The sequence below is a fragment of the Catalinimonas locisalis genome (assembly GCF_038039535.1).
Classification (GTDB): Bacteria; Bacteroidota; Bacteroidia; order Cytophagales; family Cyclobacteriaceae; genus Catalinimonas.
In genome coordinates this window covers 1-15,769 of record NZ_JBBPHP010000030.1, presented here as the reverse complement: position 1 = coordinate 15,769, position 15,769 = coordinate 1, and the positions used below count along the sequence as shown (strand labels likewise).

The window sequence follows — 15,769 nt, the reverse complement described above, 5'->3', positions numbered from 1 at the left end:
ATTTATGAAAAAAATAACGGGGAATTAATACCCAATCTACTCCACGTTTTGTTGAAAAAATATAATTTTTTAAAGATTAATTCTACTAAGTATCTTCGTTATCACCTTCATCATCATTAAGATTTCTGAGTTGGAGGATCAGATCGGTTTTCAGATTATATAATTTTTCTTCCAATCCAACCGGATAGCTATGGGGATTTACTAGTCTTTTTACTCCCGAAGGAAGTTCGTTTAAAGTATCAATAGTTTGCTGCCTGATTGTATGTATGTCAGGTGACTGATATACCTGCTCACCATTTTCAAACACTGGTAGCAGCAGTTCATCATATTCTAAACCTTCCGCCTTAATAATTTTACGGCGGGTAAGGTCCATAGGGTCAATTATTTTGAGCTTATCCTTAAGAGGGGTATTTATGTCATACAACATATCAGCCATAGGTACTTTTTGTTGTCCCTTTTCTCCTCCATTATAAAACCTTCTTACCTGCTGAATTCCAGGATTATTCACTTTAATTGCCTGCTCTGATAATTTAATCTTATAATCCCACTGGTTCTTCTCGTTTTTAATGGCGGAAAGTTTATACACTGCACCCAATGCAGGCTGGTCATAGGCGGTAACTAACTTTGTACCAATACCCCACACTCCAATTTTTGCGTCCTGTGTCCGTAAACTGCTGATAATGTTTTCGTCCAGGTCGTTACTGGCAACAATAGATGTCTCTTTGAACCCGGCTTCATCCAGCATTTGTCTTGCCTGTATACTGAAGTAAGCCAAGTCTCCCGAATCTATTCGTATTCCACTAAGCTTCTTTCCTTTTTTGTCCAACATATTTCCAACCTTGATCGCATGCCTGATACCTTCAATTGTATTATAAGTATCTACCAGAAGTATACAGTTGTCAGGCATAGCCTCAGCATAAGCCTTAAATGCAGTAGGTTCGTCGTCAAAAGCCATTACCCAACTGTGGGCATGCGTTCCGCTTACCGGAATACCGAAAAGTTTACCAGCCAGCACGTTAGAAGTAGATGAGCACCCCCCGATGTAGGATGCCCTGCTTGCTGCGAGAGCACCATCTATTCCATGAGCACGACGTAAACCGAACTCCAATACAGGATCCCCTTTGGCAACATTGTATATGCGAGCTGCTTTGGTAGCAATCAGCGTCTGAAAATTAATAATATTCAATAAAGGAGATTCCAGGAGCTGACACTGTAAGATAGGTCCTTTTACACGAATTATAGGTTCATGAGGGAATACCGCTTTTCCTTCAGGGATAGCATCAATATCAACCTCAATTTTCAACTCCCTTAAATACTTGAGGAAATCCTCTTCAAATAATAGTTTACCTTCTGTCCCGTTAATTGTTGCCAGATAGGAAAGATCTTCCTGGGTAAACTGAAAATTTTTAACATAATCAATCACATACTCCAGGCCACAATTAATGGTAAAACCGCCATTAAAGGGATTCTTTCTAAAGAATAGATTAAAAACTGCTTCCTTTTCAGCAATACCAGATTTCCAGTACCCGTAGGCCATTGTCAACTGATAGAAATCAGTAAACAAAGCCAAAGAACTGCTATACAATTCCGAAGTGATTTTCATGTTAGACGAAGGAGATAAAAGCAGGACCGGGTATTAAATAAACTTTGCTACCCGGAAACCCGGGGCTATTATTTTACAATTTGAATCTTCAGCATGTTGGTTCTATCCTCCCAATGAAGCGGCATGCTGGCGGTATTTACCACTACATCTCCCTGATGTAAATGACCTTTTTCTTTCAGTAAATGCTCAAGATCATCAAAGGTTTCGTCAGTGGAACTCATTTTATCATAATAAAAACCTCTTAATCCCCAATAAAGGTTGATCTCATTCAAAAGCTCACGATTTGCAGTGAAGATAAAAATATCAGCCTTAGGGCGGTGACCAGAGAGTCTGAAACCAGTATATCCGGATTTAGTCATCCCGATAATGGCTCTGGCATTCACCTGCTTACTTAACTTACAGGCAGTAAGTACCAGGTGGTCATTGTAAAAAGTAGGGGAACTCGTATCAATATGTGAGAGCTTGTCATAAACCAGCTCTGAACTGTTTTCAACAGCTAAAATAGTTTTCACCATGCTTTTCACGGCTTGCACAGGATATTTCCCTGACGCAGTCTCAGCCGAAAGCATAATAGCATCAGCACCATCCATCACCCCGTTAGCTACATCATTGGTCTCAGCGCGGGTAGGACGAGGATTTTCAATCATGCTTTCCATCATCTGGGTAGCAATGATCACCGGCTTTGAAGCCATATTACATTTGTTTACCAACATCTTTTGCACCATTGGCACATCTTCCATTGCTATTTCCACACCCAGATCACCACGGGCTACCATAAGTCCATCAGTAGCAGCAATAATTTCATCAATATTACGGATTGCCTCAGGTTTTTCTATCTTAGAAATCACCCTGATTCTTTTACCTTTGGCCTGGATCATATCCTTGAGATTGTAGATATCATCGGCTCTTCGTACAAAAGAAAGCGCAATCCAGTCAACATCATTTTCTAAACCAAATTCCAGGTCTCTTTTGTCTTTTTCCGTAAGAGAAGGAGCAGAAACATTGGTATCGGGAAGATTAATTCCCTTTCTGGATTTAAGCGGACCACCGTAAATTACTGTAGCATATACGTCATGCCCTTCTACTTTGCTGACTTTGAGCTCAAGTTTACCATCATCAATCAGAATGCTATCTCCAATACTAACATCTGATGAAAGGCTTTCATAAGAGGTACTTACTCTCTTACTATTACCCACTATATCTTCTTTACAAGTAATGATAAGCTCCTGCCCTGCTTCAATCTGCACTTCATCATTCTCCACCATATTCACACGAATTTTAGGGCCTTGAAGATCCTGAAGAATACACACATTAGTACCTAATTCTTCATTGATCTCCCGGATAAAGTGTATCACTTTTTTATGAACTTCATGGGTACCGTGTGAAAAATTTAGTCGGAATACGTCTACCCCTGATCTCACTAATTCAATGAGCTTGTCTTTGGTATTACAGGCAGGACCGACAGTGGCAACTATTTTGGTTTTATTGAATACGATGTTACTATCCATACTAAAAGATAAGGTTTTCTTTGTTATCTAGGTTATCAACATTGATAGTTGTAAATGACTGCACAGCATCAATTTCTGGCAGACGCTTTACATAGCTATCGAGTTCAAAGGTATCACTTTCATTCTTAATCAGTAGAAAATAGTCTAGATTCTTTAACTCAGGAAGCAAAAAATCCGCTTCACTTTCTGTAAGTGCGCAATTTTTTAGGAGTCTAAAAGTGCAATGGCTGGTTGTAAAAATAAAGTTTGAAATGATTATACTATGATCATTCACAAAATTAATGACTAAATCCTGAGATTTTGCTAACTTAAGCCCAAGGCTTTTGTTTAATGACCAGGCCAGTTTATATTCCCTTGCCGAAGACACTATACCTAATAAATCAAAATTACAGGGTATATTTATTTGTATTTCACGGCTTGTGGACATGTATTATTCAAATTCAAATACGTAATTCTAAAAAACTGAGGGCAATTTAATTATTTTTGGCGCTTGGGATAAAATAAAGAATCAAAAAAATAAGTTTGACTTTATTAACCTAAATTTCTTTACTTTGCGCCGTTAACTCAAAAATCCTAAAAAAATGTCTGAAATAGCGCAAAAAGTAAAAGGTATTATTATTGACAAGCTTGGAGTAGAAGAGTCAGAGGTGACTCCCGAGGCAAGCTTCACTAACGATCTGGGTGCCGACTCTCTGGACACTGTTGAACTGATCATGGAATTTGAAAAGGAATTTAACATTTCTATTCCTGACGATCAGGCTGAAAACATTGCAACAGTAGGTCAGGCTATATCTTACCTGGAAGAGAACGTTAAAAAATAATTTTATAGAAGCTATCCCCTTTTTATGAATTCAAGGAGAGTTGTAGTTACAGGACTAGGCGCACTTACCCCAGTTGGAAACACTGTGCAGGAATATTGGCAGGGTCTTTCCGAAGGAGTAAGTGGGTCTGCTCTCATCACGAGATTTGATGCTGAGAAATTCAGGACCAAATTTGCCTGTGAACTCAAGAACTTTGACGCAAATAACTTTTTTGATAGAAAAGAGGCCCGCAAGATGGACCCTTGTACGCAGTACGGAATGGTTGCTGCTGATGAGGCCATTCATGATTCAGGAGTTGATGTTGATAAGCTTGACTCTGACCGAGTTGGTGTTATCTGGGGCTCTGGAATCGGTGGACTTAAAACATTTCAGGAAGAAGTTTCCTATTTCTCTCAGGGGGATGGCACTCCACGTTTTAATCCTTTCTTTATTCCTAAGATGATCGTGGATATCACACCCGGTCATATATCTATCAAATACGGCTTCAGAGGGCCTAATTTCGCCACAGTTTCTGCCTGTGCCTCTGCTACTCATGCTATCATTGATTCTTACACTTATATAAAATTAGGTAAGGCGGATATGATCGTTACCGGCGGATCTGAAGCAGCAGTTTGTGAAGCTGGAGTGGGTGGTTTTGGAGCTATGAAAGCCCTTTCAGAAAGAAATGACTCGCCTGAAACTGCATCCAGACCTTTTGATAAGGATCGTGATGGCTTCGTTTTAGGAGAGGGTGCTGGAGCTCTTATTTTGGAAGATTATGAACACGCCAAAGCTCGCGGTGCCAAAATTTATGCTGAAATTATAGGCAATGGCATGACCGGAGATGCTTATCACATTACAGCCCCTCATCCGGAAGGCATTGGCGTTAAGCAGGTGATGTTACTTGCTCTACAGGATGCTGGAATCAATGCAGAAGAGGTAGATTATATCAACGTTCATGGTACTTCAACTTCATTAGGTGATATCAGTGAAGTCAACGCCATCAAAGATGTTTTCGGAGATCACGCTTACCAATTGAATATCAGCTCAACAAAATCAATGACAGGTCACTTGTTGGGTGCAGCAGGGGCAATAGAATCCATTGCCACTATTCTGGCTATTCAAAATAACCTTGTACCTCCGACAATTAATCATTTTACTGATGATGAAAATATTGATTCTAAATTGAACCTTACATTCAATAAGGCTCAGGAAAGAAAGGTCAATACTGCTATCAGTAATACTTTCGGATTTGGTGGGCATAATACATCAGTAGTATTCAGAAAATTTGAAGCTTAGTGGCTCCTGTCTTTCGCAGGTTCAAACAAATTCTCTCAACATTGCTATTAACAATACTACCCATTAGGGTACTAAAGTTTGCACGAGCTTACCCTGCGGAGGATAAAAGGCTGATTGAAGCTGTCAAAAGGATTGTGGGTAGCTACCCTTTCAATCTGGAGCTTTACAGACTGGCTACCAAACACATTTCTGTGGCAAAAAAGAATATGTTTGGCCTTAAGGAATCAAATGAAAGATTGGAATATTTAGGTGATGCTGTACTAAGTACAGTAGTAGCTGAATATCTCTTCAAAAAATACCCCTACAAGGACGAAGGCTTCCTTACTGATATTCGTTCCAGAATCGTCAATCGTGAATCTCTTAATGCTGTAGCCAAAAAAATTGGTGTAAGCAACATTATTGTTTATGATCAGGCTAACATACCTCTAAATGGAAAGAGTAAGCTGAGTCATAAGTCAATAGATGGCGATACATTGGAGGCTTTAGTAGGTGCGGTTTACCTCGATAAAGGTTTTGCCTATTGTAAAAACTTCATCATTAAAAGGCTCCTACTCCCCCACTTTGATCTTGATTTAATTATTAATACCAACCCCAATTTTAAAAGTACAATCATAGAATGGGCGCAAAAATCCAATAGAGATATTCGGTTTGAGATTATTGACACCAAAGGTGACACACAGTTCAAAGAATTTATCGCACAAATTTTCATTGACGGGAATCCTATCTGCACCGGTAGTGGTTTAAGTAAAAAGAAGGCTGAACAGAGTGCTTCACAAAAAGCCCTGGAAATCCTTGATACTGATTCTGAAGACGATTAGTTTGCTTACTTAAGCCCGCTTTTCAAACCTTTTTCTCATGACAAAATTAAGAGTAGCCGGAGCCACCCTTAATCAGGTTCCTATTGACTGGAAAAACAATTTCACAAATATTATCCATGCCATTGAACTTGCAAAGCAAGAGCAGGTAAATGTGCTTTGCCTTCCTGAGCTTACCATTTGTGGCTATGGGTGCGAAGACCTGTTTTTGAGCGATTGGCTCTATGAGCAATCTTTAAAACAGCTATTAAAAATAAAAGAGAAATGTAGCAACATCACCGTGGCAGTAGGCTTGCCTATGAAATTTGAGGGAAGGAATTACAATGTTGCATGCCTGATCCATAACTGTGAAATTGTTGGTTTTACCGCTAAGCAATTTTTGGCTGAAGACGGGGTACATTATGAGCCCCGCTGGTTTACCCCTTGGCCAGCTAACCGTTTGGAAAAAATCAAAATTGATGAAAAAGATTATCATTTCGGTGATGTCATCTATCATTTGCACGGAATCAAAATCGGCTTTGAAATTTGTGAAGATGCCTGGCGTAAAGAGCAGCGTCCTGCTTACCGACATGCAAAAAAAGGAGTAAAACTGATTCTTAATCCTAGTGCGAGTCATTTTTCTTTTGGTAAATCAGCTTTCCGTGAGACATTGGTAGTACCCATCACTGATCAATTTAATTGTAGTTACGTTTTTGCCAATATGCTGGGAAATGAGTCGGGGAGGATAATCTTTGATGGTGAAATTCTTATTGCTCAGCAAGGTAAACTATTGAAAAAAAACCAAAGGTTTTCCCTGGAGAATGTTAACCTAACATCTTCCCTAATTGACTTTGAACAACCAGAAGACTCAGAATATTCTCCAAGTTCCGACAGTAAGGAAAAAGAAATTGAATTTACGCTAGCTGAAACACTGGGACTCTTTGATTACCTGCGTAAAAGTCGTTCCAAAGGCTTCGTTATCTCTCTGAGCGGGGGTGCTGACTCATCCAGTTGTACAGTCTTGGTAGCAGAAATGATCAGAAGAGGAGTGAATGAATTAGGTTTTGAAACGTTTTTACATAAGCTTGGTCTCCCCCAGTTGATTGATGAGCTTGACCTTCAAAGTATAAAGGATGAAGAAAACATAACTAAAAAAATAAGCAGTAAATTACTGTATTCAGCTTACCAGGGCACGCAAAATTCCTCTGAAGATACTTTCAATGCAGCCAAAACACTTGCAGAATCTGTTGGCGCAACCTTTTATTCATGGAAAGTAGATGAAGATGTAGCTTCTTACCGTCAGAAAATTGAAAAATGCCTTTCCAGAACACTTACCTGGGAAGAGGATGATATTACTTTACAAAACATTCAAGCCAGAGTAAGGATACCGGGGATTTGGATGTTGGCCAATATTAAAAGTGCCTTGCTGATCGCGACAAATAATCGGAGTGAAGCTGACGTCGGTTACACCACCATGGATGGTGATACCAGTGGTAGTATTGCCCCGATTGCTGCGGTGGATAAGTTTTTTATCCTTCACTGGCTTAAATGGGCTGAAGAAAAATTAAATTACCCTGGTTTAGCCCCAGTAAACCAGCTCAACCCCACAGCTGAACTTAGACCACTTGAACAGACACAAACTGATGAGAGTGACCTTATGCCTTATAAAGTACTGATGGAAATTGAGCGACAGGCCATAAGATACTGGTTACCCCCTTCTCAGGTTTATCTAAATCTAAAGGCATTAAACCTTGAAGATGATGAACTTCTGAAGAGCCATATCAGGAAGTTTTTTAGGCTTTGGTCCAGAAACCAATGGAAGCGTGAGCGTGTAGCCCCTGCATTTCACATAGATGATTTTAACGTAGACCCCAAAACTTGGTGCAGATTTCCTATCCTCTCCGGTGGATTTGAAGATGAGTTGGATGCATTAGACAAGCTGTAACCAATTAGAATTGTATCATATTTATTAATTATCCTTTTTTATTACCTCAGGCACATTTATCTCCTAAAAACAAAAATAGTCTAGTGCTTTAGCCATTAATTTGTAGTCTACAAATACAAACAGTTTGGCTATACATGTTAAGCATTCAGGAATTTAACTTACTGGCACTCAACTATAAAGAGAGGTTTGCTTTTGAACATGGACAATTGATCATGAGAAGACAATCCTTTCCCTATCTGGTAGGTTTATTTCAGCTTGAAAAATTTTATGCAGAAGTCTGGTACGATGTACGTATCAATCAGATATGTGAAGTACTGGCTCATGAAGAAAAAGAATTATTTGAAAATTATTCTGATTTTATCCATTTGGATAATCTTTACTGACGTTGCCTATGGTTTTTACTGCAATACTTCAGCTAATTCCTTCCATACGCTATTCTTACTTTTTCCTTACAAAAATATCCGTAATCACGGTTTCATTAGTGCTTCAGCGCACCAATCTCAAAAGCAAAAAATTAAGATAAACTTCTGTCTCTTATCTTACTTGCACCCTCACTGAGACTTACTTCTTTGTTTTAAAGCAATACCTCCTTAAAATCCAGCTCTTGTGCTGCTAATACAAACACTGTGGGTGGAAGATTAGCAGTCTTATCACTGAGATTCTCGTAGTAATTCAAGAACTCTTCATTAGGTTCTGCTAAGCCTAACATCACTAAGTCAGCCTGCTCAGACTCTTGTTTTAATATTTCCCAAAAAGACCTGCCATGTGATACGATGATTTGCCTCTCAAATTTTACCCGCATATTTTGAATAATGTCATCTATATTTTTACGTGTTTTCTCAACTGCACTTTCATCGGATACCACCATCTTGACTACTACATCAGCATGCTGCCAATTAAGACTATTTTGTAGCAAATAAGCCATAAGCAGCATCAATCCTCCATTCTTATTTAAACCTCCCCACCATAAGTCAATCCTCTTCCGCTCTCCAAAACCAGCATCTTCTTCTGCTCTAACAATAATTACATTTCTACGAGCCTGATAAAAGTGTCTGATCATATCACAATAAGGCTTGTGATGCGTCATTTCCTGCGTATCCCCCAGCATTACAGTATTGGGAACCAAGCCACCAATTCCATACATACTTACCAGACGTTCACCTCCTACAAAGGGATCTTCGGCATTGACCACTCTTACCAATGCCTGTATTCTACGATTTTGTAAGAACTCACGAATGTTATCTTCCATCTTCTGAAGTCGCTCAAAAGAAACATCAGGAGCTTTGATCACTGTAGAAACTGTCATCAGTGCCTGTCCCCCGGTGAAATCAGCCCCCAAAGTTATCAAATGCCAGCGTTTGGTAGGTGCCCCGGAAAGGATAAGAATATTAGGTCTCCAGTTTTTAGGATCCGCAACCTTATTGACTCTTAACAAAGCAGATCGGGCGATCGCAAGCCAGACTCCCCGGCGTACATCTCCAAAAGCAGTTTGTATTCCTCTCCTTTTTAACCAGATAAATACCACAGAAACAAAAAATGCGGCTACCACTGTGGCGGTAGCATTTATTAAAAACATTACTGCCAAACACCCAGCAGCCCCAAGGAATGAGAAAAACCAATGCACTCTGAAACTCGGCCTGAAGGAAGGACTCCCCAACAGGTTTTCAATCCCCGCCGCAATATTAAGTACGCCATAAGTAGTAAGAAAAAACATACTTAGTACTGGTGCTATGATGTCCAGGTTTCCCAGATAGACTGCTATTATGGCGAGCACCATGGTAAGAATAGTGCCTGCACGGGGAATATTGGCTTTGCCACTTCCTTTTCCCAGCCACTGCATATAATGAGGTAATACCCGGTCACTGGCCAGAGCCTGCAGAATACGGGGTGCTCCCAGTAAGCTTCCAACTGCACTGGAAAGCGTAGCTCCCCAAACACCCAGCAGAATCGCATCTCCCCACCAGGCAATACGCCTCATGATCAAGGGTTCATTAAGAAGTGTTGTGGCATCAGCTCTACCTGCTAAAATGATGGGTAGCAACATGTAAATTATATATCCAACCCCTACGGCTAAAAAGGTACCTTTAGGTATAGACTTGGAGGGGTTTTTAAGGTCACCAGACAAATTAACTCCCGCCATAATACCGGTTACGGCTGGAAAAAATACGGCAAAAACCACCCAAAAACTTTCACTACGATGAGCAGGCGCTCCCCACATTTCTATATGGGTGTCTTCCAGAGGCTTGCCCAAGAGCAGAGAAATCAGTGATAATGCAATGGCCGCCAGGATTAAGTACTGAGTCTTAATGGTTGCCTGAATAGAATAAAGCGCCAGGAGCGCTATCAATACAGTCACTCCAATGCCTACTACTTTGATATCTAATGCCGGAAAAACTTCTATTAAGCTTTCTGCAAAACCAATCACGTATAAAGCCACTGACAAAGCCTGAGCAAGAAACAGTGGTATGCCTACTGCACCTCCAGTCTCTATTCCCAAGGAGCGGCTGATCATATAATATGCACCTCCTGTCTTCACTACCTGGTCAGTAGAAATTGCAGCTATAGATAAAGAAGTAAGAAAGGTAATACTGGTAGATAGCGTTACGATAATGAGGGTACCAAACAATCCTACATTACCTACTACCCAGCCGAAGCGGAGATACATTATTACGCCCAGAATGGTAAGCAAGGAAGGAACAAATACCCCCCCAAAGGTGCCTAGTTTACCATTGTTATCTTCCCCCCTGCCGGAAAAACTCTTTTTTACCCAGGACTTCAAATTCATAAGCTATAGCTAAGGTGTATTACTTCGGGTTATCCTTTTTAGAACTGCCAATAATACAAGCTTTATATGGGATATAAAAATCAAATACGGTCATTTTGGCATGTAAAATAGATTGTGATGTTGAAAAGTATGACATTATGTCGTATAACTTTCAAAATAATTGTTTTTAAGGCTTTGGTATTCTGTTTGTATAAATATGAGTGTAATCATTAAAATAATCACTAAAAATATTAACACGATGACACTTGTAAGATATAACAATTGGTTTCCAAGATTCTTTGATGACAACTTTACTAAAGAACTTGATCAATGGTTTGGCAATGAAGGTGCTAGCATGAAAGGAACTGTTCCTGCCGTTAATGTAAAAGAAAGCAAAGATGGATTTGAACTTGAAGTTGCCGTACCAGGTTTGAAAAAAGATGACTTCAAAGTTGAGATCAACAATGATGTACTGACAATTTCTGCAAAACAGGAAGATAAAAAGGATGAAAAAGATAAAGAAGGAAACTATACCCGCAGGGAGTTTCACTACCATTCATTCCAACGCAGTTTCCGCTTGCCCAAGCATCAGGTAGACGGAGATAAAATCGCTGCTAAGTACGAAAACGGCGTTCTTTATCTGAATGTACCCAAGCGGGAAGAAGCGAAAGAAAAGCCAGCCCGAATGATTGAAATTGCTTAATGATATGAGGCGGGATCTTTTCCCGCCTTTTTTTTGCAGTAATTAAAATAGGATCGTAACGCTTTTTCAATAAATTTAATAGCTAGACATGGATTATAAAGATTATTATAAAATACTGGGGGTTGACAAAAGTGCCACGCAAGATGCTATTAAAAAAGCGTATCGTAAGTTGGCTGTAAAGTATCACCCCGACAAAAACCCGGATGATAAATCTGCGGAAGATAAGTTTAAGGACGTTGCTGAAGCCTATGAAGTGCTTAAGGATCCGGAAAAACGTAAGCGTTATGATGAACTGGGCGCTAACTGGAAGTACTATCAGCAGCACGGACCCGAGCAGGGATGGGCCAATTATGGGGGCAGACCCCAGGGTTCAAGAGTTCAGTTTGAAGGTGATCTGAACGACCTCTTTGGAAATAGTGGTTTCTCTGATTTTTTTGAGAGCTTCTTTGGAAGCTTTGGTGGTTTCAACGGTGCAGGACGAGGCAGTAATCAAGGCAGAAGTTATGGTTATCAACAGGCTGTAAAAGGACAGGATCTGGAAGCTAAGATCAGCATTAGCCTTGAAGAGGCTTACAATGGTGCTACTCACCTGATCCATGTCAATGGGCAAAAAATAAGAATCAAACTGAAACCTGGTCTGGAAGATGGCAAAACTTTAAGAATTAAAGGAAAAGGTGCTCCCAGCCCCAATGGAGGTCCGGCAGGAGACTTGTATTTGCATATAAATGTAGAGACTAATAATAGATTTGATAGAAAAGGTGATGACCTTTACGCAGACCTTGCGGTAGATCTCTACACTGCTATATTAGGTGGCAAAGTTCAGGTAGACACGCTAAAAGGAAAAATAAACGTACCGATTGAAGCGGGCACTGAAAATGGAAAAGTACTAAGGCTTAAGGGTCTGGGCATGCCACATTACGAACAGCCTCAAAAGAGAGGTAACTTGTATGCTAAAGTACAGGTAAGTCTCCCTAAAAACTTAAGCAAAGAAGAAAAAGAACTCTTCCACAAACTAAAACAAGTCAGAGAGGGCAAAGCAACTTTCGCTTAGCCCTTTCCAGGCTTTCCTGGAGATTATTCCGCTTGTTATCATCAACAAAATAAAGTAGGGCTTACATAAATGCCTCTGGCTTGTTATATTAGTGCCATTTAACGCTAAGAACCCAAACCTAAACATGGAAAAAATTTTAGTGCCTACCGACTTTTCAGCAAATTCAGAACTGGCATTGCAATATGCAATTGATCTGGGCCTCCAGGACAAGGCAAAATTAATTCTTTTTAATGACGCCATTAAAGAAGAAGAAGTAGAAAAGGCAAATACCGGGCTTAAAAGCGCTCTTGAAGACATCAAAAGTAAACATAACTCTGCCGGTGAGCTTACCATTGAGTCTAGATCTGAAACAGGTCCCGTGATGGAAGGCTTTAACAAAATGCTAAAGGACGATAAATATGACCTGATTAGTATGCTTACCCATGATGATGACAAACTGGATTTTAATGTGGGTAGTATTTCTACTAAAATAGCGCAAAAAGGGAAGGCCTCTTCTATTCTTATTCCTGAGAATAACAGCTATCAGCCTATAAAAAATATTCTGATAGTAAATGACTTCACAGATGCACGTACGGATGAGCCTGCTTTCAAGCACCTGGCAAAACTTTTACAAAAAATTGACGCAAAAGCTTATCTTCTTCAGGCAAACTATCAACATGCTAAAGTTCCTTCATCTGATGATACTTCCTCAGTGATGGGTGATCTTAAGCCAGAGCAAACTGAGCAATCCACATTTGAGACTTATAAAGAGTTAATCAGTCAGGTCTCTGAACATGTAGAAAAGCACAAAATTCAAATGATCTTTTTACCGAATACACAGGCTATTTTTGAGAAAATATTTGTGGGCAACTTGGCTCGTAAACTGGCATTGGATACTAAAATTCCGGTTTATATCTACTTTTAATTCATGCTATAAACCTGCAGGGTCTATCTGCAGGTTGTTTTTTCTAAGGCTTCACACCATTTCATAGATTACTCTGATAAAATCAGAACGATCTTTAAGGTTAAGATCATTGTGCATGATGAACTGACGCATTTCTCTTTTTTCTTCTTTATTTAAAGATAAGGTTTCCACAATATCACCTACGTCAGACTGGATTTTCTGAAAATTTCCATCAGAAGTTAATAAATAGTAGCTGCTGATTTTCACCATACTTCTATCGTTGTTACCTTCCTGTATATAGGGTACTTTTTTGAGCTTAGCATGCTTCTTTGCCACGCTCGATTCTCTGCTGAAAAGTGCAAAGACATCTTCAAAGACAAGTTCAAAGAACATTAGCCTTTGCTGTCCGTTTTGCTGTTCATAAGGCATGCTATAAAAACTTCGTATCATCCCCCGCTCCTCATCCAAAATTTTGAACAAATTGACATTGTACACGCTGAATGCTTTGACTACCCCATCAGTCTTTAGTAAAACAACATTTTGCTCAAAATTAGGCTGGATTTCGCCTTCCAGCATTTTTCCTTCGTTCAAATAAATTTTTCCATTATCCCAATCTTTTTTGGGTAGGCCAGTTGCAGAAACATAATAACCCAGGCATATGAGTATTAGGAAAAAAACGCTTGATTTTCTCATAAGTCAAAAAAAATTGAAGTCTAAAAAATATTACCAGCCACTCAACTATTTAAAAAATTACAGATATTAATTTGTAAAAGTCTGTGGCATCTGCTTTTCTTACATTATTGACTACAACTTACCTGAAAAAGTTCTGAGAAATCACTAATCAATAAAATTTACCTACTGCATAGGTTAAAATATACTCATAATTATATAAGCATAAACTCTTTTTTCCTAAGATTATGCATGTACCAACTTTAACTAGCTTCATTCATGCCTAAGGCTATCTACCGGATTTTTTCTTATAGTTTTTACAGTTTGACTACCGATGGTTAGTAGAGAGATACTAAACAACATGATAGCAGGAATTATGAAAGCCCAGTAAGGAATAGTAATACGATAGGCAAACTTATTCAGCCATTCAGATGTAAAATAATTGGCGATTGGTATGGCTATGAGCATAGAGATTACTATGAGCTTGATATTTTCTTTTGAAAGCAAAACGTACAAATTACTGCCTGAAGCACCGAGTATTTTCCTGACACCGATTTCTTTAACTCGCCCGGAAGTATTCATCACAGATAAACCAAACAAACCCAGGCAGGAGACTAAGATTGCCATAATAGTAAGATAGACAAACAGGCTTCCAAAACGTTCTTCAGCCTTATACTGTGCATCGTAGGCTTCATCTGCAAAGAAATAAACGAGTGGAATCTCCGGTAAGAGTTGGCCCCATTTTTCCTTGACTTCCTCAATGACTTGCTGCATACTTTGAGAAGAAACTTTAATACTCATGAAAGTAAAAAAACCAGGTGCCATTCTTAAAATCAGTGGTTGTATTTTGCTTTCGTAAGAATGGTAATGAAAGTCTTTTACTACTCCAATAATATTTCCTTTGAAACCCAGTTGGTTAAATTTTTTGCCAAGCGCATCAGATAAGGTCAGAAATCCGAGCTGAAATGCAGCAGCCTCGTTGATGAGAATTGCCTGTTTCATATCACTCGCTATTTGTGGTGAAAAGTCTCTTCCCACAATGACCTTTATTTCATACTGAGATAAAAATTCTTCATCTACAAAGTAAACATTAGCCTGAAAATCCTGCATGACTTTCTGCGCATTTTCCAGCTGAGTCGGATATGTATGATATACTCTACCCGGAATACAGGAAGAAAAGCTCACATTATCCACACCGGCTACTGATTGTAAAGTTTGTTTAATCGTAGCCTGCTGATTGAGTACCCTCTCATCAAATTGAAAACCTACTACCAGTTGTTGCTCCTTTTTGAATCCCAGGGCCTGATTTTGCATAAAATTCACCTGTAGATAAAGCACAAGGGTGGCAATCATCAATATCATTGCAATGGCAAATTGACAGATTACCAGTACCTTTCTCAGCAGGAGCCCCTTTAATGGTGATGAAAAGTGACCATTCAAATTGCCCAAAGGATGAAAGCCTGCCAAAAATAATGCTGGGTAAATTCCTGAAGCTAATCCTAAAAGAATGGCTATACCTCCCATAAAAACCAAAAGCTGATAATGCTCAAACATATGGTCACTGATCGTTTTTCCGGCTATCTGATTGAAGAAAGGAAAGAGAACAAGATTCAGTAGGATTGAAAAAATGAAGGCCAAGCAACTAAGCAGAACAGCATCTGTCAAAAATTGAATAATAACTGAAGTTACGCAACTAAGCTGATACCTAATCCTTGCTTTATATCATTCAAATAGGCAAAGGCAGTTTTAA

General features: G+C 39.3%; 14 protein-coding genes. 8 read left to right on the top strand and 6 right to left on the bottom strand.

Annotation, left to right across the window (positions count from 1 at the left end; genetic code table 11):
• Positions 1–85: 85 nt before the first annotated feature.
• From WJR50_RS24850 to WJR50_RS24840, 3 genes are all read right to left on the bottom strand, one after another.
• Complete coding sequence (locus tag WJR50_RS24850) at positions 86–1,603, bottom strand: nicotinate phosphoribosyltransferase (protein ID WP_341296007.1); 1,518 nt, start codon at positions 1,601–1,603, stop codon at positions 86–88.
• 68 nt (positions 1,604–1,671) lie between these two features.
• Positions 1,672–3,111: a pyruvate kinase gene (gene pyk, locus WJR50_RS24845; protein ID WP_341296006.1), complete on the bottom strand. Its 1,440-nt coding sequence runs from the start codon at positions 3,109–3,111 to the stop codon at positions 1,672–1,674.
• A 1-nt stretch (position 3,112) separates the two neighbouring features.
• Positions 3,113–3,538, bottom strand: coding sequence for an IPExxxVDY family protein (locus tag WJR50_RS24840; RefSeq protein ID WP_341296005.1), 426 nt, complete (start codon positions 3,536–3,538; stop codon positions 3,113–3,115).
• Positions 3,539–3,692: 154 nt separating this feature from the next.
• Between WJR50_RS24840 and WJR50_RS24835 the strand changes: the two genes are divergently transcribed.
• From WJR50_RS24835 to WJR50_RS24815, 5 genes are all read left to right on the top strand, one after another.
• On the top strand, positions 3,693–3,932 hold the full coding sequence (locus tag WJR50_RS24835; protein ID WP_277479172.1) for an acyl carrier protein: 240 nt from the start codon (positions 3,693–3,695) through the stop codon (positions 3,930–3,932).
• 24 nt (positions 3,933–3,956) lie between these two features.
• A complete protein-coding gene (fabF, locus tag WJR50_RS24830; protein WP_341296004.1) occupies positions 3,957–5,210 on the top strand; it encodes a beta-ketoacyl-ACP synthase II in 1,254 nt (417 codons plus the stop codon).
• A 41-nt stretch (positions 5,211–5,251) separates the two neighbouring features.
• A complete protein-coding gene (gene rnc / locus WJR50_RS24825) occupies positions 5,252–6,028 on the top strand; it encodes a ribonuclease III (protein WP_341296003.1) in 777 nt (258 codons plus the stop codon).
• A 37-nt stretch (positions 6,029–6,065) separates the two neighbouring features.
• Positions 6,066–7,949: an NAD(+) synthase gene (gene nadE, locus WJR50_RS24820; RefSeq protein WP_341296002.1), complete on the top strand. Its 1,884-nt coding sequence runs from the start codon at positions 6,066–6,068 to the stop codon at positions 7,947–7,949.
• Between the two features lie 134 nt (positions 7,950–8,083).
• Complete coding sequence (locus WJR50_RS24815) at positions 8,084–8,332, top strand: hypothetical protein (RefSeq protein WP_341296001.1); 249 nt, start codon at positions 8,084–8,086, stop codon at positions 8,330–8,332.
• 191 nt (positions 8,333–8,523) lie between these two features.
• Here WJR50_RS24815 and WJR50_RS24810 read toward each other — a convergent pair whose 3' ends face one another.
• Complete coding sequence (locus WJR50_RS24810; protein ID WP_341296000.1) at positions 8,524–10,734, bottom strand: APC family permease; 2,211 nt, start codon at positions 10,732–10,734, stop codon at positions 8,524–8,526.
• A 238-nt stretch (positions 10,735–10,972) separates the two neighbouring features.
• Here WJR50_RS24810 and WJR50_RS24805 point away from each other — a divergent pair, with 238 nt between their 5' ends.
• From WJR50_RS24805 to WJR50_RS24795, 3 genes are all read left to right on the top strand, one after another.
• Positions 10,973–11,416, top strand: coding sequence for an Hsp20/alpha crystallin family protein (locus tag WJR50_RS24805; RefSeq protein ID WP_341295999.1), 444 nt, complete (start codon positions 10,973–10,975; stop codon positions 11,414–11,416).
• 88 nt (positions 11,417–11,504) lie between these two features.
• Entirely contained in the window at positions 11,505–12,467 is a 963-nt protein-coding gene (locus tag WJR50_RS24800; RefSeq protein WP_341295998.1) for a DnaJ C-terminal domain-containing protein, read from the top strand.
• Between the two features lie 124 nt (positions 12,468–12,591).
• Positions 12,592–13,371 carry a universal stress protein gene (locus tag WJR50_RS24795; RefSeq protein WP_341295997.1) on the top strand — a complete coding sequence of 260 codons (780 nt, stop codon included), beginning with the start codon at positions 12,592–12,594 and terminating at the stop codon, positions 13,369–13,371.
• A 51-nt stretch (positions 13,372–13,422) separates the two neighbouring features.
• Here WJR50_RS24795 and WJR50_RS24790 read toward each other — a convergent pair whose 3' ends face one another.
• Positions 13,423–14,043 (bottom strand): hypothetical protein, encoded by a 621-nt coding sequence (locus WJR50_RS24790; protein ID WP_341295996.1) that lies wholly within the window; start codon positions 14,041–14,043, stop codon positions 13,423–13,425.
• A 249-nt stretch (positions 14,044–14,292) separates the two neighbouring features.
• Complete coding sequence (locus tag WJR50_RS24785; protein ID WP_341295995.1) at positions 14,293–15,573, bottom strand: ABC transporter permease; 1,281 nt, start codon at positions 15,571–15,573, stop codon at positions 14,293–14,295.
• Positions 15,574–15,769 lie beyond the last annotated feature (196 nt).

Excerpts from the sequence above, each read along its gene's own strand:
- WJR50_RS24835 (WP_277479172.1), top strand. The coding sequence starts at position 3,693 with ATGTCTGAAATAGCGCAAAAAGTAAAAGGTATTATTATTGACAAGCTT.
- WJR50_RS24800 (WP_341295998.1), top strand. The coding sequence starts at position 11,505 with ATGGATTATAAAGATTATTATAAAATACTGGGGGTTGACAAAAGTGCC.
- WJR50_RS24790 (WP_341295996.1), bottom strand. The coding sequence starts at position 14,043 with ATGAGAAAATCAAGCGTTTTTTTCCTAATACTCATATGCCTGGGTTAT.
- fabF (WP_341296004.1), top strand. The coding sequence starts at position 3,957 with ATGAATTCAAGGAGAGTTGTAGTTACAGGACTAGGCGCACTTACCCCA.
- WJR50_RS24795 (WP_341295997.1), top strand. The coding sequence starts at position 12,592 with ATGGAAAAAATTTTAGTGCCTACCGACTTTTCAGCAAATTCAGAACTG.
- pyk (WP_341296006.1), bottom strand. The coding sequence starts at position 3,111 with ATGGATAGTAACATCGTATTCAATAAAACCAAAATAGTTGCCACTGTC.
- WJR50_RS24815 (WP_341296001.1), top strand. The coding sequence starts at position 8,084 with ATGTTAAGCATTCAGGAATTTAACTTACTGGCACTCAACTATAAAGAG.
- nadE (WP_341296002.1), top strand. The coding sequence starts at position 6,066 with ATGACAAAATTAAGAGTAGCCGGAGCCACCCTTAATCAGGTTCCTATT.
- WJR50_RS24850 (WP_341296007.1), bottom strand. The coding sequence starts at position 1,603 with ATGAAAATCACTTCGGAATTGTATAGCAGTTCTTTGGCTTTGTTTACT.
- WJR50_RS24785 (WP_341295995.1), bottom strand. The coding sequence starts at position 15,573 with ATGTTTGAGCATTATCAGCTTTTGGTTTTTATGGGAGGTATAGCCATT.
- WJR50_RS24805 (WP_341295999.1), top strand. The coding sequence starts at position 10,973 with ATGACACTTGTAAGATATAACAATTGGTTTCCAAGATTCTTTGATGAC.
- WJR50_RS24810 (WP_341296000.1), bottom strand. The coding sequence starts at position 10,734 with ATGAATTTGAAGTCCTGGGTAAAAAAGAGTTTTTCCGGCAGGGGGGAA.
- WJR50_RS24840 (WP_341296005.1), bottom strand. The coding sequence starts at position 3,538 with ATGTCCACAAGCCGTGAAATACAAATAAATATACCCTGTAATTTTGAT.